The following is a 21,103-nucleotide window of genomic DNA, read 5'->3' on the forward strand; positions in this document are numbered from 1 at the left end:
TCATGCTCAAAAATTATTTCAAAATAGCGTTTAGAAACTTGTTGAAGAATAAAGCGTACTCCGCAATAAATATTGGCGGATTGGCTATTGGTATGGCTTGTTTTTTATTGATAGCGCTATTTATACAAAACGAACTTTCGTATGATCACTATCATGAAAAGGCGGACAATATTTATCGTGTTATACATCAAGGAAATGTAGAAAAGTCAGACCCATGGGTATGGGGTAATGCTCCTATTGGCCCTGCTTTAAAGTCCGACTTTCCTGAAATCATAGAAAAAGTGCAATTTTCGGGTCGTTCGGATATTCTGCTCACTTACGAAGAAAATTCTTTTCAGGAAAGCGAATGTTTTTATGTAGATGCGACTGTTTTTGATGTATTTAGTTGGCCTTTGATTTATGGTAACCCAAAGACAGCTTTAGAAACACCCTATTCTATTGTTCTAACGCAAACAACGGCAAAAAAATACTTCGGAAATCAAAATCCTGTAGGCAAGACGCTCGATGGGATTGGCGGTCGTGCAGATGATGGTACTTACACAGTAACTGGTGTAATGGCAGATGTCCCTTCGAATTCACATTTTAGTTTTGATGTCTTAATGTCCATGGGCAGTTTCTATCAATCTAGACCAGAGATTTTTGAATGGTGGGGCTATGTGGATTTTTACACCTACCTTTTAGTCTCCGACAATTTTGATCTAAAAGGTTTCCAATCCAAGGCCTCCAATTTTTTAGATAAATATCTAGGTACGCGTGATGCAGAGGACTATTACGATTTTTATCTGGAATCCTTGCAAGATAGCTATCTTCATTCTAAAGCTGTCCGCCAACCAGGAACAACCGGGAACCTTTCTAATCTTTATATTTTTGGATGTATTGGTCTGTTTCTTCTCGCAATTGCCAGTATCAATTTTATGAATCTGTCCACCGCTAGGTCTTTGGAGCGAGCTAAAGAAGTGGGAGTGCGGAAAGTAGTTGGGGCAAGTCGAAAGGGATTAATGTATCAATTTCTTGGAGAATCGTTTATACTAGTGTTGCTAGCTTCATTTTTGGGTCTGGTATTAGCTTTCTTATCACTTTCATGGATGACCAACTTTACGGGTAAGGAATTTTATATTGAAGATATCTTAAACGTTCCAACCCTTATTTTGTATGTGGGTATGGTATTATTGACGGGATTTTTATCAGGAAGCTATCCAGCTCTTATATTGTCGGGTTTTAAACCTATCGGCGTTTTAAAGGGGACCTTTAAAAGTTCACCTTCTGGTACACGAGTGAGAAAGGGGCTCGTGGTATTTCAGTTTAGTCTATCCATTGCACTTATTGCCAGTACGGTTCTGGTCTATAATCAACTTCAATTTATGATGGATAAAGATTTGGGCTTTGACCAAGAACACCAATTGATTTTAGATTTTAATTGGGATAATGAAGTGTTGAATAATTTGGAAGCATTCAAAAACGAATTTAAGAGACATCCAGACATTGCCTCGGTTTCTGTATCTAGAACAGTGCCGAGCACCCATTTTCCTGCGGCTGGTACCACAGTAGAGACCCCAAACGGCGAAATGAAACATTTCTCACCTTTTGTCTTTGAGGTTGATGAAGCATTTGTGCCTCACTATAACATTAAAACAATAGCGGGAAGAACCTATTCAAAAGATTTTGCTTCGGACACAATTTCTGCACTGGTAGTCAATGCAGCTGCGGCAAAAAGTTTCGGATATGCCAATCCAAGTGATATTGTAGGCAAAAAATTTCAGCAATGGGGCCGAGAAGGCAGTATTATAGGTGTCGTGGATGATTTTAATTATATCTCACTCCATAGTAAGGTTGCCCCGTTGACGTTACGTTACTTGCCAGTTGGCCGATATTTTTCCCTCAAAATGCAATCGAACAACTTACAACGTACCATAACTGAAATTCGTGAAATATGGAACCAAATGGCTCCGCATCGACCTTTTATGTATAAATTTTTGGATACCGCTTTTAATGAGCAATACCAAGCGGATATTAAATTTAGAAAACTATTTATTTTGTTTTCTTTTTTGGCTATTGGTATCGCATGTTTAGGATTGTTAGGGTTAGCCACTTACAGTGCCATGCAGCGAACTAAAGAAATTGGTATTCGAAAAGTTCTTGGAGCAAAAGCCACGCACATTGTGACCTTGCTGTCAAAGGATTTTATAAAATTAGTAGTAATCGCCATTTTTATTGCCACACCATTTTCTTGGTATGCCATGAATCAATGGCTTAATTCCTATGCGTATAAAATAGATATACAATGGTGGATTTTTGCTCTTTCGGGCAGTATTGCCATAATTATAGCCATAGCTACGATTGGCTTTCATGCCTTTAAATCAGCCATGTCTAACCCAGTAAAATCACTAAGAACTGAATAAAGTTGTAAAGAATCAATCAAGAATCTTAAATCAAAAAAGCCATGCTTAGAAACTATTTCAAAATAGCGTTTAGAAACCTTCTTAAGAACAAGGTGTATTCCATTATCAATATTTCAGGTTTGGCCATTGGTATGGCTGCAACTATGCTTATTGGACTTTGGATTTATGACGAATTCAATTTCGATACACATTTTAAAGAGAAGGCTACGATTGCCCAGATATTACAAAACCAAACCCTCAATGGAGTCACTGAAACTGAAAATTCTATCCCAAGACCGCTAGAGTTCGCTTTAAGGGAGCAATATGGTGATAATTTTAAGCATTTGGTTATGAGTTCTTGGAATTTTTCAAAGTATTTAGGTTATGGAGATAAGAACATCAACGTGCCAGGATATCATATGCAAGAAGGAGCGATTGAAATGCTCGAACTCGATATTCTAAAAGGAGACAAAAATGGATTAAAGGATACTAATTCTATCATGCTTGATGCTTCTACTGCCAAAAAACTATTTAATGATGAGAATCCTATTGGCAAAATTATAAAGGTCAATAATCAATATCCTGTAAAAGTAACTGCAGTTTATAAAGATTTACCTGAGAACTGTTCGTTTAGTGGTTTAGAGTATCTGTTGACATGGGAGTTTTTAATTGCTACTGAAGAATGGGTGAAAAATGCAAAGGATAGCTGGGGAAATAATTCGTTTCAACTATTTGCTCAAATAAATGATAACACTTCAATGGAAGCGGTCACCGCTAAGATATTGAATGTAAAGAAAGATGCGGCTGAAAATGAAGCACAATTTAATCCACAGATGTTTTTGTTTCCAATGAAAGATTGGTACTTGCGTAACGATTTTGAAAATGGTCTACAATCAGGTGGCCGTATCGAGAATGTTTGGCTTTTTGGAATCATCGGAGCATTCATTCTTTTATTGGCTTGTATTAATTTTATCAACCTTAGCACAGCACGCTCCGAGAAACGCGCTCTAGAGGTTGGTATACGCAAATCAATAGGTTCTAAAAGAGAGCAATTGATATTTCAATTTTTAACTGAATCATTTTTGATTGTATGCTTTGCATTTGTTTTGGCTTTGGGTATCGTATTACTAAGCTTAGATGGCTTTAATACTTTGGCAAGTAAAACCATAGTGTTTCCTTGGGCAAATAGCATATTTTGGACCATTGCCTTAGTCTTTATTTTATTTACGTCATTATTGGCAGGCAGTTATCCGGCATTGTACCTATCGTCCTTTAATCCGGTTACTGTGCTTAAGGGTACGTTTAGGGCTGGTCGTTATTCCTCATTACCTCGAAAAATTTTGGTGGTAACACAATTTACCATATCTGCTGCACTCATTATTGGCACTTTGGTTGTTATGGATCAGATTCAATATAGCAAAGACAGGCCTATAGGTTATGATAAAGAAGGTTTAGTTCAAATTCCTGTTATGAGTTCAGAGTTTGTTGGCAAACACGATGTTATGCGCGAGCAATTTATAAAATCTGGAGGTGCTACACATATGACCACAACTAGCAGTCCTACAACTAATATATGGTCTAATCGCAGTGGTTATAATTGGGAAGGTAAATCTGAAGACTTTCAAGAAGAGTTTGCCCATACAAGCGTCAATTATGATTTTGTTGAAACCTTAGGTCTTAATTTAATTGCAGGACGAGGATTTTCACGCGAATTTGCAAGCGATTCCAGCGGAGTTATTCTTAATAAAACTGCTGTAAGATATATGCAAATTCAAGACCCTGTGGGTAAACTGATTAGATTTAATAATCCTGATGCAGAACCATTAAAAATTATTGGGGTTGTGGATGATATGGTGGTGAGATCGCCTTATACTCCTGTAAAGCAAGCCATGTATGTTTTCGAAAGGTATGGCAATATTTCTTTCTACAATCTACGACTGAATCCTAACAATAGCGTAAGTAAAAATTTAGAGCTTATTGAAAATACATTTAAAGCCAATTTTCCAAACACCCCATTTGACTATCAATTTGTGGATGAGGAATATGGTAAAAAATTTCGTGCAGAGGAACGTATTGCGAGCTTGGCGAAAGTATTCACCTTATTGGCCATTTTTATAAGCTGCCTTGGATTGTTTGGTTTGGCCTCATTTGTGGCCGAGCAACGTACCAAAGAAATAGGTGTACGTAAAGTTTTAGGTGCCTCAATTAGTCAGTTATGGTTATTACTTTCAAAAGATTTTATCACATTGGTGGTTATAGCTTTGGTCATTGCATCACCTTTGGCATATTACATAATGAGTGATTGGTTGCAAAAATTTCCATATCGTACTTCTGTGGGTTGGGATGTTTTTATGCTGGCTTGCATTGGTGCTTTAGTCATTACCCTAATCACGGTTAGTTTTCAAGCCATTAAAGCAGCGACAGCAAATCCTGTTGAATCATTACGTACCGAATAAGTTTCATCAATCAAATTGCGTATATGATGTTCAAAAATTATTTTAAAATAGCGTTTAGAAACCTTCTTAAAAACAAGGTGTATTCAGTTATCAATATTTCAGGCTTAGCTATCGGAATGGCAGCAACCATGCTTATAGGACTATGGATTTTTGATGAGTTAAGCTACAATGACTACTTTAAAGAAAAAGACACCATAGCTCGAGTCTATCAGCATGCATCTGCTAACAACATAACAGTTACAGGGCCTGCAATACCTAGACCTTTAGAGTTTGCAATGCGCGAGGAATTTGGCGATAACTTTGAGCACCTTATCATGTCTTCTTGGAATTTTACGAGGTATGTTAGTTACGGCAATAAAAACATCAATATTCCAGGATTTTATATGCAAGAAGGCGCCGTGGAAATGTTAGAGTTGAATATTCTCCAAGGCGATAGGGAAAGTCTTAAAGGTACCAACTCTATTTTGCTATCAGAAGAAACAGCTAAGACTTTATTTGGATCAGAAGACCCCATTGGGAAAACAGTCAAAGTCAATAATACCAATGCAGCAAAAGTAACTGCTATTTTTGAGGATTTGCCAGAGAATAATTCTTTTAATGGCTTAAAGTATTTAATGCCTTGGAAGTTCTATGTAGCAACAGAAGAATGGGCAAGAAGTGAGAGAGATAACTGGAGCGATAATTCATTTCAGATGTTTGCTCAGATCAATGATAACACTAATATGGAGGCTATTACTGCCAAAATCCTCGACATCAAAAAAAGAAATTCACCCGAAGAAGCAGAATTCAATCCTCAAATCTTTCTATTTCCTATGAAAGATTGGTACTTAAGAGGCGATTGGGAAAATGGAATGCAAACTGGTGGAAGAATTGAAAACGTTTGGTTGTTTGGTATTATAGGCGTTTTTATTCTCTTATTGGCCTGTATTAACTTTATAAACTTAAGCACAGCCCGATCCGAAAAACGAGCTACAGAAGTAGGGATACGTAAATCTATTGGTTCGCAACGCAGTCAACTTATATTTCAGTTTTTAGCAGAGTCTTTTCTCATCGTTTTACTGGCATTTGTATTCGCTGCAAGTATAGTCTTGTTATCCCTCAATGGATTTAACAACTTAGCGAGTAAGACTATTGTGTTCCCTTGGTCAAATCTAGGATTTTGGTTGGTGTCGGTAATCTTTATTGTACTAACCGCAATTTTAGCCGGAAGCTATCCAGCGTTGTATTTATCATCTTTTAATCCGGTTTCTGTACTTAAAGGTACGTTTAAGGCAGGTCGTCATTCTTCCTTGCCAAGAAAAATACTTGTGGTTGCACAATTTACCATTTCTGTGGCTCTAATTATTGGGACTTTAGTCGTTATGGATCAAATTCAGTTCAGTAAAGATCGTCCAACAGGATATGACAAGCATGGATTGGTTCAAATTCCGGTAATGAGCTCGGAATTTGTTGGAAAACACGATTTTATGCGCGAACAATTTATAAATTCTGGAGGTGCTACGCACATGACAACGATAAGCAGTCCAACAACTCAGGTCTGGTCTCATCGAAACGGTTTTAGTTGGGATAGTAAGCCAGCAGGATTTCAAGAAGATTTTGCTTATACCTCGGTGGGATATGATTTTGTGGAAACATTAGGACTAAAGCTTATTGAAGGTCGTGGGTTTTCAAGAGAATTTGCCACAGATTCCAATGCGGTCATACTGAATAAAACTGCAGTGAAATATATGCAGATTCAAGACCCTATCGGGAAACTCATTAGGCACGAAGACTTTGATGCACCACCAATGAAAATTATCGGTGTTATTGACGATATGATTGTGCAGTCGCCATATTCGCCCGTAAAACAAGCGATGTACGAATTTGAAAAATTGGGAAACATTTCTTATTACAACCTAAGGCTCAATCCTAATAATAGTGTAAGCAAAAATTTAGGACTTATTGAAAATACGTTCAAAGCAAACTTTCCTAATGTACCTTTTCAGTACCATTTTGTCGATGAGGAGTACGGGAAAAAGTTCCGTTCAGAAGAACGTATTGCAAGTTTAGCAAGAGTGTTTACTGCATTGGCCATTTTTATCAGCTGCTTGGGGTTATTTGGGTTAGCATCATATGTTGCAGAGCAACGCACTAAAGAAATAGGTGTACGTAAAGTTTTAGGTGCGTCCATTAGTCAGCTATGGTTATTACTGTCCAAAGATTTTATAACTCTAGTAGTTATAGCTTTAGTTATTGCATCTCCTCTAGCGTATTATTTAATGAGCGGCTGGTTGCAAAAATTTCCTTATCGAACCACATTGGGATGGGATGTTTTTATGATAGCGTGCATTGGTGCTTTAGTCATTACCCTAATCACGGTTAGTTTTCAAGCCATTAAATCAGCGACAGTAAATCCTGTAAAATCGTTGAGAACCGAATAAATATCATCATTCAAAATCGAATAGTCATGATTAAGAATTATTTTAAAATAGCAGTTAGAAGCTTAAAAAAGAATAGGATTTATTCCTTCATCAACATTTCTGGTCTTGCCATTGGCATGGCAGCCACAATGCTCATAGGGCTATGGATTTATGATGAGCTGAACTATAACAAAGATTTTAAGAACCATGATAAAATCGCTCAAGTGTTTCAAAGTCAGACATTTAATGGTAGAACAGGATCTGGACCAGCCATACCATTACCATTAGAACCAAGGCTTCGTGAAGATTTTGGTGATAATTTTGAGTACCTCAGTTTGTCATCATGGACACAAACGCATTACCTTGAGTATGGTGACAAAACCATTGAGCGCTCTGGGAACTACATTGAGCCACAAGGTTTGGAAATCTTTACTCCTAAAATAGTTAAGGGAGAAGAAAATCCTTTGAAAGAGATTAAATCCATTATGCTATCTAAATCGACAGCAGAAGCAATGTTTGGAAATGAAGAGCCGCTAGGTAAAATCATTAAAGTAAACAATAGGGACGATATGCTAGTTACTGCGATTTTTGAGGACTTTCCCGTAAATAGTAGGTTCAATGATGTAACATGGCTTATTCCTTGGAAACACTTTGTGGCTTCACGAGAGTGGGTAAAGAACAGTTTAGATAATTGGGGTAATAACTCTTTTCAATTGTTTGTGAAAATTGGCGATAACGTTACCATGCAAGGCGTCTCAGAGCGTATAAAGAATTCAAAAAAAGATGCCAATGAAGATACTGCTGAGTTTAATCCCGTAATCTTTTTGCTTCCAATGAAAGATTGGCACTTGCGAAGTAATTTTGAAGATGGAGTTCAGGTCGGTGGCCGTATAGAAAATGTGTGGTTATTTGGTATTATTGGCACATTTGTATTGCTTTTGGCCAGTATTAACTTTATGAATCTTAGTACTGCCCGCTCTGAAAAGCGTGCAAAGGAAGTGGGTGTTCGCAAAGCCATAGGCTCTAGCAGAAAACAATTAATTAATCAATTCTTGTCAGAATCATTTGTGGTAGTTTCCTTGGCCTTTGTTATTACCGTAGGCATTGTGCTGCTTTCGCTTCCTGGATTTAATAATTTGGCCAGTAAAGAAATATCATTTCCTTGGAGCAATGTGGAATTTTGGTTGTATTCATTCCTATTCATTTTATTTGTTGCCTTACTTTCCGGAAGCTACCCTGCACTGTATCTTTCTTCTTTCAAACCAGTTCGTGTATTAAAAGGTACTTTTAAGGGAGGGCGTTTTTCTGCGTTACCACGAAAGATTCTAGTGGTCACACAATTTACTGTTTCCGTAGCACTGATTATAGGTACACTGGTGGTAATGAATCAAATTCAATATGCTAAAGACCGTCCTGTTGGCTATACCAAAGAAGGTTTAATACAAATACCTATACGAAGTCAGGCCTTTGATGGCAAGGCTGATTTAATGCGAGATCAATTTATTGTTTCTGGTGGTGCGGTAGAAATGGCAACGTCTATGAGCCCCGCCACTGATACTTGGTCTAATCGTAGCGGCTTTAAATGGGAAGGTAAGCCCGAAGACTTTCAGGAAGATTTCGCATGGACCGAAGTCTCGTACGAGTTTGTGAAAACGCTTGGTATGAATATCATTATGGGGCGTGATTTTTCGAGAGATTTTGGAACGGATTCTACTGCAGTAATCATAAATAAAACTGCTATGGAATATATGGGTCTTACTGATCCGATAGGTAAGCTTATATATGATGAAAGTATAGTAAGCCCCGAGCCACCAATGAAAATTATTGGTGTGGTCGATGATGTGGTCATTGGATCTCCTTACACACCGTCAAAACAGCAATTGTACGTATTTGACCGCTATGGTAACATCAGTTTTTACAATTTACGGTTAAATCCCAAGAACTCAGTGTCAGAAAACTTGTCTCGTATCGAAAGCATTTTTAAAACGTACTTCCCCAATTTACCGTTTACCTATGAATTTATCGACGAAGAATTCGCTAAAAAATTCGCTGCTGAAGAGCGTATTGCCAGCTTGGCGCGAGTATTTACACTTCTAGCTATTTTGATTAGTTGTCTTGGGCTGTTTGGCTTGGCATCATTTGTGGCAGAACAGCGTACCAAGGAAATTGGTGTACGCAAGGTATTGGGTGCGTCTATCAGTCAATTGTGGCTTTTATTATCCAAGGACTTTATCACTTTAGTAATAATAGCTTTGGTAATAGCTTCGCCTATTGCGTATTACATTATGGGAGGGTGGCTGCAGAAGTTTCCCTATAGAACTATGGTAAGTTGGGATGTGTTTGTGATAGCTTGTTCTGGCGCCTTAATAATTACACTAATCACAGTGAGTTTTCAGGCAATTAAAGCAGCAACGACAAATCCAGTAAAATCATTACGAACAGAATAAGTTTCATCAATCAAAACTGTTAATGTTATGCTCAAAAATTATTTCAAAATAGCGTTTAGAAACCTCCTTAAAAATAAGGTATATTCATTTATCAATATTTTTGGTCTGGCTATTGGAATAGCTACAACTATTATGATTGGCCTTTGGGTTCATGATGAGTTTAGTTACAATGAATACTTCAAGGAAAAAGAAGACATTGCAAGATTATTTGAAAATAGAACTGTTAATGGTTCTGTTCGTACCATACCTACTGTTCCTAGACCTTTAGAGTTTGCTCTTAGAGAAGAGTTTGCTGAGGACTTTAAGCATATAGTAATGAGTTCTTGGACGTATACCAAAAAAATGGAATATGGTGATGCGATCCTTAGCGTTGACGGATATTTTATGCAACAAGATGCTCCTGAACTCTTTAATTTAGAAATTATCAAAGGGAAAAGAAACGGACTTGAGGAAGTTAACTCCATTATGCTTTCTGAATCTGTAGCTAAATCGATATTTAAAAATGAAGATCCCATTGGAAAGGTACTAAGAGTAGAAAATCAATATGACTTAATGGTTACGGCCGTATACAAAGATTTGCCAGAATCAACATTTCTGAAAGACATGAAATTTTTGGCGACTTGGGAGTTTTATCTAAGTATAGAAAATTGGGTACAACAAGCAGAGTCAAGTTGGGGCAATAGTTCTTTTGGGTTGTATGTGCAGGTCAACAAAAATACAACCATGGAAGCAGTGACTTCAAAAATAATTGATGTTAAAAAAAAACATGCTCCAAATTTGGCTCAATTTAACCCAGAAATATTCCTGTTGTCAATTGAAGACATGTACCTTCGTTCAAATTTTGAAAACGGAGTACAGTCAGGCGGAAGGATTGACAATATATGGCTGTTTGGAATCATTGGTTGTTTTGTTTTGCTACTGGCTTGTATCAATTTTGTGAATCTTAGTACAGCAAGATCCGAAAAAAGGGCTGTTGAAGTAGGGGTTAGAAAATCTGTTGGATCAAGAAGAGGAGCGTTGGTATTACAATTTTTAAGTGAATCGTTTATAGTTGTTTTACTGGCGTTTATTGTATCGATTGGTTTAGTCTTATTGTTTCTCAATGGATTTAACAACCTAGCAAGTAAATCTATTGAATTTCCATGGTCAAATATTATTTTTTGGCTCTTATCACTAGCATTTATATTAATAACTGCTTTTTTGGCCGGAAGTTATCCAGCTTTGTATTTATCATCATTTAAGCCTGTTTCTGCTTTAAAGGGAAACTTAAAAACTGGGCGTTCTTCTGTAATGCCAAGAAAAGTGTTGGTTGTTCTTCAATTTTCGGTTTCCGTAATGCTGATTATAGGTACTATGATTGTCATGAACCAAATTAATCATGCAAAGAATAGACCCATAGGATATCAAAAAGAAGGCTTGATTCAAATTCCAGTTTGGAGCGATGAATTTGATGGTAAAGCCGATCTTATGCGTAATGAGTTTATGGCCTCAGGTGGGGCTGTAGAAATGATGGCTTCATTTAGTCCCATGACTGCAATTTTTAGTACAAGGAGAGGTTTTACCTGGGAAGGAAAGCCGCCACAGTTTCAGGAAAGCTTTGGATATGTATCAGTCTCCCATGAATTTGCAGAAACGCTAGATCTTGAGATTTTAGAGGGAAGAAGTTTCTCTCGTAATTTTGCTTCAGATTCCACAGCTATCATCTTAAATAAAACCGCTGTTGAATACATGGGAATAGAGAATCCGGTAGGGAAATATTTGAGATTTACGGATCCCGAGAGAGCGAGTCAACTTCCTCCTATGAAAATCATTGGAGTAATAGACGATATCATTATGGAATCGCCATATAGCCCTGTAAAACAAACCATATATGGCTTTAATAGATCTGGAGATGAAAATTTTTATACACTTCGCTTGAATCCTAACAATGCTATTGCTAAAAACCTTAGTCTAATAGAAGATGCATTTAAAGGGAACTTTCCTAATATTCCATTTGAATATCAATTTGTAGATGAGGAGTACGATAAAAAGTTCATATTAGAAGAACGAATAGCAAGTCTTACCAAAGTGTTTTCATTATTAGCAATTTTTATCAGTTGCTTGGGATTATTTGGTTTGGCTTCTTTTGTGGCCGAGCAACGGACTAAAGAAATTGGAATTAGAAAAGTTTTAGGAGCCACTGTGGGTCAAGTCTGGACTTTGCTCTCTAAAGATTTTCTAAAGTTAGTATTGATTTCACTAGTGATTGGGTGTCCAATTGCATATTACTTGATGAATCAATGGCTTCAGAATTTTATTTACCGTACCGAAATTTCCTGGATTGTCTTTGCTATAGCAGGTATAAGCGCTTTACTCATCGCTTTAGTTACAGTAAGCTTTCAATCTGTAAAGGCAGCCATATCAAATCCTGTAAAATCCTTAAGAACAGAATAATCATCAATTAAAAAGACTATCAATGTTTAAGAACTATCTAAAAATCGCTTGGAGGAACATTACCAAAAACAAGATGTTTTTTCTTATCAATGTTACTGGACTCACAATTGGTTTAAGTGCCTCATTTGTTATTGGATTGATCATTTATTACGATGCGACCTTTGATAATTTTCATCCAGATAAGGAAAAGATTTATAGAGTTGTTAGTGATTTAACCCATCCTAAGGGAGGATTCTCTAGCTCTGGTGTAACTTTGGCATTAAAGGATGCTATAAAGGAGAATCCAAACTTCGAGGTTTTAGCCAATTTCTTTATTCACCAACCTATTAAAGTTGAAAATCCTGAAAAAAATACCGAGTTTAGTTTACCTAGTCATGTAGTATTTGCTGATCAAGCATATTTTGAACTATTTCAGTACACATTTCTTGCAAGAAATTCAGAAAACCCAATTGTTCAGCCAAATTCTGTAGTACTATCTGAGAATCGTGCAAAACAATATTTTCCAAATGAAAGTATGTCTGAAATTATTGGTAAAACATTGGTCTACAATGATTCTATTAATACTAAAGTTACAGGGATTGTAGAAAAATTACCTGGAAGAACAGACTTTATTTTTGAGGAGTTTATTTCTTGGCCAACCCTTTTACAAACATCTATAGCAGAGAAAATAAAGCAGAAAAATTGGGGTAATACTAGTTCTGCATCTCAATTATTTGTTAAAGTAATTCCTAACGTAAATCTAGATAATATACAAAAACAGCTTGATCAATTAGAAAAGGAAAATCAAGACCCAGAGTCTATTAAGTATGGATATACACGTCGTTTTAAACTTCAACCCTTAAATGACATACATTTAAATAGGAAATATGGAGGTTATAACCTAGCTGCGAGACAGGTTAATAAATCTCTCCTTTGGAGTTTAGGTTTTGTTGCTTTGTTTTTGCTGCTTTTAGGCTGCGTCAACTTTATTAATTTGAATACTGCGCAGGCTACGGAACGCGCTAAAGAAATTGGGGTTAGAAAGACATTTGGTTCTTCTAAGAAACAGTTGGTTGCTCAATTTTTAGGAGAAACCTTCTTGTTAGTTCTTATTTCAGCTGTACTTTCTTTTGCATTAATCAAGTGGTTATTAGAAGTTTTCTCGGATTTTGTGCCTCAAGGATTAGAATTTGAGATGGTGGCATCACCCTGGGTGATAATCGGAATGGTTTTCTTATTAATTGCCGTTACGTTTTTATCCGGGTTTTATCCAGCTTTAGTTTTATCGAAATATAAGCCAATTATCGTATTAAAAAACAACTTAAATTTTGGAGATAAGAAAACAAATTTTAGGAAGACGCTTATTGTATTTCAATTTACAATTGCACAGATTTTTATCATTGCAACCTTAGTTATTGGGAAACAAATTAATTATTTGTTGACAAAGGAAATGGGCTTTAAAACGGATGCTGTTGTTTCAGTTTATGCCCCTATTTCAGCAAGACAGTTTTCAAAATTAGAACTTTTTGCCAATAAATTAAAATCTATTTCAGATATCGATGAAGTTACTGTTGCCAGTAGCCCACCTGCATCTTTCAGCTCCAATATTGCCAATATAACGAGGATGGTTGATAGTATGGAAACCCATAAGGATATATATGTTTTACATGGGGATGCCAGCTATACTAACGTATTTGATATTAACATACTCGCTGGTACTAGAAGAAAAAACAATACCATACAAGAATTGGTGCTTAACGAGACTGCAGTTAAGGAATTTGGTTTTAAAAGCCCACAGGATGCTATAGGAGAAATGTTGGATTACAATGGTGAACCAATTCCAATTGTGGGCGTAATGCAGGACTTTCATCAATCTTCGTTGAGGGTTGGAATTCCTCCTATGGCCCTTATTGGCGATTGGACTCGTTCAATGCTTCAAAATTTTAAGTTGGTAAGTATGTCAATTTTCCCGGATGAAAATACTGGCCTATCAAATGCAATTACAAAAATTGAAAAAGCCTACAATGAAGTTTATCCAGGCACTGAAATGCGTTTACAATTTATGGATGAAACTGTTGAGAGTTTTTATAAGAGAGAGCAAAGGACTTCTAAACTTTTAAAATGGGCAACAGGTCTTTCAATATTGATTAGTTGTTTGGGGTTATTTGGGCTGGTTATGTATACGACTAACAGAAGGGTAAAGGAAATAGGTATCCGTAAGGTATTAGGGGCTACAGTAATTCAGATTAATTCACTTATTTGTAAAGATTTTATAAAACTTGTAGGGCTTGCATTTTTAGTTGCAACACCAATTGCATATTACGGCGCATATAAATGGTTACAAGGTTTTGCTTTTAACACTGGTATCAGTTGGTGGATCTTTTTGTTAAGTGGGGCGGCTATGTTAATACTAGCTCTTCTCGTTGTGAGTGCCCGTACACTTCAAGCAGCTAAATCCAATCCAGTAAAATCATTAAGAACAGAATAATCATCAATCAAAAAACAGGCAATCAATGCTTAAAAATTATTTTAAAATAGCATACAGAAATCTCCGGAAAAACAAGATTTTTACGTCGCTTAACATCATAGGTCTTACAGCCGCTTTCGGAGTAGCCATATTATTGGCAATGTATGCGGCCTATGAACTTTCTTATGACCGTTTTCATGAGCATGGTGATAATTTATATATGGTATATTCTGAGGATAGTACGCCTAACGGTATAGAAGCCAATATAACAAAATCAGAACCTTTTGCAGCTGCATTACGCGATGAGTTGACAGGTGTAAAAAAAATTACACGTTACAGAGGCTCAGGTGATTTATTGACATATGGTGATAAGCAACTTCAGATGAGTAGCGCTTATGTTGATCCCGATTTTTTTGATATGTTCAGTTTTCCAATAATCGAAGGAGATAGGGAAAATCCTATTACTTCAGAATCTGATATTGCCATTACAGAATTTGCTTCAAAGCGAATTTTTGGAGATGAAAACGCCGTCGGAAAAACAGTTACCTTATTATTGGATGAAAAAGAAGTTCCTTTTAAAGTTTCGGCAATTATAGAGGATTTTCCTGAAACAAGCTCTTTGGGTTTTGATATTATATTAAATTTTAAAAGCCAAGGATATCATGCTTATGAACGGACAATAGGTCGCTGGGATATCGAAAACCATGAAATATATATGGAATTGGCCGATGCAATGACTCCAGCTCAATTTGAAAAAAGCACGAAAGATTTTACAGAATTACATTATAAACAAGAGATACAAGACGCTAAGCGCGATGGTGTGCAGCCACATAATGGAGTTTATAGACAAATAAAATTACTGTCATTTTCCGATATAAGGTTTGCCAACTTTAGTCAGGGGCCAGTTAATGTTAATCGTACAATGCCTTATTTAGTGTTGGGGATAGCAATCTTGATTTTATTTATAGCGAGCGTTAATTTTATAAACATGAGTATTGCTAAGAGCGATCGGAGATTGCGAGAGATAGGAATGCGTAAGACCTTAGGTGCTAATAAACGACAATTATTTTTTCAGTTTTGGGGAGAAAGTATTTTAGTTTTTGTTACCTCAATAGGTCTTGGCGTTTTATTGGCTTTGTTCTTGTTGCCGCATTTTCAGCTATTGTTTAGAACAAAGGCCACATTTGAGATTTTTTTAAATCCATCTTTAATATTGCTACTCATATCAGGCATAATTGTTATTACGTTAGTGGCAGGTGGCTATCCTGCTGTTTTAATGAGCCGACTTAAGACACTACAAAGCCTAAAGGGTAAGCTCGATAGTAATGGTAAAAACTACTTGCGCAATGGACTAATGATACTTCAATTTGGAATAGCTATTTTACTTATAGGGGCAACATTAGTGCTTCAGAATCAGATTGAGTTTATGCGGACAAAAGATTTGGGTTTTAACAAAGATCAGGTTATAGCCTTTCCACTTAATGGGAAACGTAATGACCAACAAGCGTTGCGACTGTTGAGGGATGCTCTTAAGAGTAAGCCGAATATATTAAGTGTTTCTGCCTCAAATAATATTTTGGGGCTTGGTAAAGACGGAAGTCGTAGCACTAGTGTACTTGGATTTGATTATAAGAATAGAGGTATAGAGACACATATGTTAGTCGTTGATGCTGACTTTACTGAAACGTTGGATCTGAATTTGGTTAAAGGACGTTCATTTAAGAAAAATTTGGCCAGCGATAGCTTATCGGTTATCATTAATGAATCGATGGCAAAACAGCTTAACGAAGAAGAAATATTAAGTGCAAAATTGAATCTTGATGACAGTAAACAGTTTTCTGTAGTAGGTGTGGTTAAAGACTTCAACTTTCAGGATCTTGATAGAAATATTGCCCCATTGACACTTTTTGCATTGCCGAATTGGAATTTAAGAAATGTGTATGTAAAAGTGGCACCTCATAATTTAGAAGAATCTTATATAACTGTTAAGGAAGCATGGGCATCTGTAGAACCAAATGCAGAATTTGAAGGCTCATTTTTAGATGAAAACATAGAGAGAACATTGCGAAATGAACGTAATATGATGACTATGATAGGCAGTGGGTCTATTTTAGCTATTACCTTGAGTTGTATAGGTTTGTTTGCAATGTCATTACTCATTGTAGCTCAACGTCGTAAGGAAATTGGCGTTCGTAAGATCGTAGGTGCAAGTGTCATGGCAATTACTGTACTTTTAACCAAAGATTTTTTGAAGTTGGTGAGTATTGCTTTTTTGATTGCTACACCAATTTCCTGGTGGTTAATGAGCAAATGGTTGCAAAACTATGCTTATAGTATTGACCTCAATATTCTACTTTTCATTTTGGCTGGAGGGATAGCATTGCTTATTGCCATTGTAACTATCGCAGGAAAAACTATTAGTGCAGCCATAGCCAACCCAGTTAAGTCTTTACGTTCAGAGTAAATGTAATTTAAGTGTCCGATTTTGGACAAGATATGTACCAAAATCGGACACTTTTATTTATTTGTAAAAACACAAAACACTGATAATAAGTGTTTTGTGTTTTTGGCATTATATTGAATACTTATTGAATATGGATATTAGATTACCCATCAAAGTAAAAGTATCATGATTAGAAATTATTTTAAAATCGCATGGAGAAATATAATGAAGCATAAGGTTTTCTCCTTCATCAATGTAATAGGTCTAACCATTGGGTTCAGTGCTTCTTTCGTGATTGGATTGATGATCTATTACGATTATACATTTGATAAATTCCATAAAGATGGTGATCGAATTTACAGAGTAGTTACGGATTTTTACAGTCCAGAAGGGCAATTTCATAATTCTGGTGTCACTACGGCATTAGAAAATGCTATTAAAAACAATTCAAACTTTGAAATTGTCAGCGGATTTTATATAGAACGCCCATTTAAGGTAGAAAATAGAGACAATAAGACTGAGTTTAAATGGCCTAATTTTGTCATTTTTGCTAATCAGGATTACTTCCAAATGTTTAAGTATAAGTTTTTGGCTGGTAATGTCGATGAAACTCTAACAAATCCTAATCAAGTTGTACTTACCAAAGCTCGGGCAAAAGACTATTTTCCCAACCTAAAGCCTTCAGAAATCGTTGGAAGAACATTAGTCTATAATGACTCTTTAAATGTTAAGGTCACAGGTGTCGTAGAAAATTTTAATCAAAGAACAGATATTGTTTTTGAAGAATTCATATCGCATCCGACGATAATGCAAACGAGAATGCGAGACTTTATGTTAGAGAACAATTGGAATAGCACGAATTCTGATTCTCAATTGTATGTAAAAGTTAAACCAAATGCCGATTTGGATCAAATTCAAAAGGATTTTGATGCCCTTGCAAAAGCAAATACCGATGAAGAGAGTAAACGATATGGCCAATCGAGACAATTCACGCTTCAGCCTTTAGAAGATATCCATTTTAACGAGAGTTATGGTATTTATGATTGGCAGCGAGGAATGGCCAGCAAAGCCCTACTAAGAAATTTGGCTTTAGTCGCAATATTTCTTTTAATTCTTGGCTGTATTAATTTTATTAATCTTAATACGGCGCAAGCCACGCAGCGTGCAAAGGAAATAGGAATTAGAAAAACTTTAGGTGGTTCGCGCAAACAGCTTATTTCGCAATTCATGGGTGAGACTTTTATGTTGGTTTTGTTATCAGCTATACTTTCAATAGTGCTTACAAAGTGGCTTATTGAAATCTTTGCGGATTTTGTACCTGAGGGTTTAGAGTTTCAACTTCTAGGAACACCTATTATCGTGTTTTTTGCTGTTCTGCTTTTAGGGTTGGTGACTTTTCTCTCGGGCTTTTACCCAGCTTTAGTGCTTTCAAAATTCAATACAGTATCTGTGTTAAAAAACCATTTAGGTGTAGGAGATAAAAAAGTAGGACTGAGAAAATTCCTTACGATTTTTCAGTTCACTATAGCCCAGATATTTATCATAGGTACGTTGCTAGTGGGTAAACAAATTAACTATTTGTTGAGTAAAGATATGGGCTTTAAGACTGACGCAGTGGTATCTGTATTTAGTCCTCGAGGAGAAAGAGAACTTTCAAAAAAAGAATTATATGCTCAAAAGCTTAAATCTATTCCGCAAATTAAAGGTTTAAGCCTAGGTGGTATGCCTCCTGCATCCCAATCTACAAAGACTTCTACAACTACTTTAAACAATGGAACTTCCGAAATACAGACCAATCTTCAGTTTATATTTGGGGACACTAAGTACTTAGATCTATTTGAACTACAGCTGTTAGCTGGACGAGTATTTAGAAATGATACTATACAGGAAATAGTCATTAATGAGGCTGCACGCAAAGTATACGGTTTTAAGACGCCTCAAGAAGCAGTAGGTGGATTAGTAGATTTTGGCGACAGAAAAGTACCGATTGTTGGTGTGATGGCAGATTTCCATCAGCGCTCTTTAAAATCTGATATTAAACCGATGGCTTTAGTCGGTGATTGGTATAGGCCGGATTTTAGCCGATTTCAAGCTGTACATATTGCGTTTCAAAATTCAAATACAGATGATTTAAAATCGACTTTATCAAAAATAGAAACTGCTTATAAATCTGTTTATACAGAAGTAGATGACTATCGTATTGAGTTTATGGATCAAACTATAGCTAGGTTTTACAGCCGCGAAAAGAAAATTTCAAAATTACTCAACTGGGCTACGGGCCTATCGATTTTAATAAGCTGCTTGGGTTTATTAGGCTTAGTTATTTATACAACTAATAGACGCGTTAAGGAAATAGGTGTGCGAAAGGTTTTAGGCGCTTCAATACTACAAATTAATACACTTCTTTGTAAAGAGTTTTTAATACTGGTTGCGATTGCCTTTGTTATTGCAGCACCTATTGCATGGTATGGGATTAATGATTGGCTTCAGGATTTTGCGTATAAAACTAATGTTAGTTTTTGGGTATTCTTGGTCAGCGGAATAGCAATGGTAGTTTTTGCACTTATGGTAATTAGTATTAAGACATTAAAGGCTGCTAGCGTTAATCCAATAAACTCATTGCGATCAGAATAAAACTACAATTAATCAAAAATAACAAGCATGAAAAATTTTAGAAACACTGCTATTTTAGGAATCATTTTGGTAAGCCAAATGACCTTTACACAGACAAAAAAAATAGTAGACTCATTCAACAAAGTGATTATTAGTCCACACATAGAAACCATATTTGTGCAAGGTGATGAAGAGTCGGTAACCATATTGGAGAATACCTTATCGGAAGACAAAGTAAACATTGAGGTTAGTAGTGGCACTTTACGAGTCTATTTGGATGATGCCAAAATCACTACAAAGCATAAAAAAGTAATTAAGAATGGCGTAAAAATGAAAGTACCTATCTATAAAGGGAAGGTGTTAGCCATAAAAGTAACCTATAAAGATATTGACAATTTATCGTTACGGGGAGAAGAAACTACGGTTTGCGAAAGTAGTATTGATGTAGAGCATTTTAAGCTAAAAATGTATGGCGATTCTGAGGTAACCTTTAACAAAGTGAATTTTCGGAAATTTGATGTTGATATTTTTGGTGAAGGTCTTTTGGTAATTAAGGGGGGTAAAACTGGGCATCAGCATATCACATCCTACGGCGCAAGTGAAGTTAATCTCCTTGATATTAACAATAAAACGTCTAAGTTAAAGGCTTATGGTGAAGCCGAATTTAAGGTTAACGTTTCCGACCACATTAAGTTCACTGCTTATGGTGAAGCCGAATTACATTATAGAGGAACAGCAGAGGTGAACCAAGGGTTAAGTTTTGGAGATTCAGAAATCAAACATATAAATTAAGCAAAATAATTATTAAAATGACCAATATACTATTAAGTCTAAATGAAGCGAGCAGAACCGTAAATTCTGGAAGTAATAAAGTAACTATACTCGATGATATTAATCTACAGGTTAAAGAAGGCGAATTTATCTCTCTTATGGGGCCTTCGGGTTCTGGTAAATCTACGTTATTAAATTGTATAGGAATGCTCGATAGTTTTACTGGAGGAGGCTATACATTTTTGGGCGAACCTGTCCATAGCATGAAAGAGAAGAATAGATCTAAGCTGTACAAGGAATATATTGGATTTGTGTTTCAGGCTTATCACCTTATTGATGAGCTGACCGTTTGGGAAAACATCGAAACCCCTTTATTGTATAAAAACATAAAGTCATCAGAACGTAAGGCTTTGGTCGCAGATATGCTAGACCGATTTAATATTGTTGGCAAAAAGGATCTCTTTCCAATTCAATTAAGTGGCGGACAGCAACAATTGGTAGGTGTTGCTAGAGCACTTATCGGCAAGCCTAGGCTTATATTGGCAGATGAACCAACAGGGAATCTTAACTCAAAACAAAGTACGGAGATTATGGAATTGTTCTCCCAATTGAATAAAGAAGGAGTCACGATTATACAAGCTACACATTCGGAAAAGAATGCCTCATATGGTTCGAGGATTATCAATCTTTTGGATGGGAAAATAGTCGACGAATAAC

10 protein-coding genes are annotated in these 21,103 nt (G+C 36.2%); all 10 read left to right on the forward strand.

Annotated elements, in window-relative coordinates; all coding sequences use genetic code 11:
• Positions 1–2: 2 nt before the first annotated feature.
• The 10 genes from Q0972_RS07655 to Q0972_RS07700 all read left to right on the forward strand — a co-directional run bounded on the left by Q0972_RS07655 (position 3) and on the right by Q0972_RS07700 (position 21,102).
• Positions 3–2,399: an ABC transporter permease gene (locus Q0972_RS07655; RefSeq protein WP_299364444.1), complete on the forward strand. Its 2,397-nt coding sequence runs from the start codon at positions 3–5 to the stop codon at positions 2,397–2,399.
• A 41-nt stretch (positions 2,400–2,440) separates the two neighbouring features.
• Complete coding sequence (locus tag Q0972_RS07660) at positions 2,441–4,834, forward strand: ABC transporter permease (protein WP_299364446.1); 2,394 nt, start codon at positions 2,441–2,443, stop codon at positions 4,832–4,834.
• Positions 4,835–4,860: 26 nt separating this feature from the next.
• The gene (locus Q0972_RS07665) at positions 4,861–7,254 is read left to right on the forward strand and encodes an ABC transporter permease (protein ID WP_299364650.1); all 2,394 of its coding nucleotides are present in this window, start codon (positions 4,861–4,863) and stop codon (positions 7,252–7,254) included.
• Between the two features lie 26 nt (positions 7,255–7,280).
• Entirely contained in the window at positions 7,281–9,680 is a 2,400-nt protein-coding gene (locus Q0972_RS07670; protein ID WP_299364452.1) for an ABC transporter permease, read from the forward strand.
• Positions 9,681–9,707: 27 nt separating this feature from the next.
• A complete protein-coding gene (locus Q0972_RS07675) occupies positions 9,708–12,113 on the forward strand; it encodes an ABC transporter permease (protein WP_299364455.1) in 2,406 nt (801 codons plus the stop codon).
• Between the two features lie 22 nt (positions 12,114–12,135).
• Positions 12,136–14,580, forward strand: a complete 2,445-nt coding sequence (locus tag Q0972_RS07680) for an ABC transporter permease (RefSeq protein WP_299364458.1) — start codon at positions 12,136–12,138, stop codon at positions 14,578–14,580.
• A 25-nt stretch (positions 14,581–14,605) separates the two neighbouring features.
• Complete coding sequence (locus tag Q0972_RS07685; RefSeq protein WP_299364461.1) at positions 14,606–17,023, forward strand: ABC transporter permease; 2,418 nt, start codon at positions 14,606–14,608, stop codon at positions 17,021–17,023.
• A gap of 165 nt (positions 17,024–17,188) precedes the next feature.
• A complete protein-coding gene (locus Q0972_RS07690) occupies positions 17,189–19,636 on the forward strand; it encodes an ABC transporter permease (RefSeq protein ID WP_299364464.1) in 2,448 nt (815 codons plus the stop codon).
• 27 nt (positions 19,637–19,663) lie between these two features.
• Positions 19,664–20,407 (forward strand): head GIN domain-containing protein, encoded by a 744-nt coding sequence (locus Q0972_RS07695; RefSeq protein WP_299364467.1) that lies wholly within the window; start codon positions 19,664–19,666, stop codon positions 20,405–20,407.
• A gap of 17 nt (positions 20,408–20,424) precedes the next feature.
• Positions 20,425–21,102, forward strand: a complete 678-nt coding sequence (locus Q0972_RS07700; RefSeq protein WP_299364470.1) for an ABC transporter ATP-binding protein — start codon at positions 20,425–20,427, stop codon at positions 21,100–21,102.
• Position 21,103: the final 1 nt, after the last annotated feature.

Origin of the sequence: Winogradskyella sp. (genome assembly GCF_028282165.1) — a bacterium.
Taxonomy (GTDB): domain Bacteria; phylum Bacteroidota; class Bacteroidia; order Flavobacteriales; family Flavobacteriaceae; genus Winogradskyella.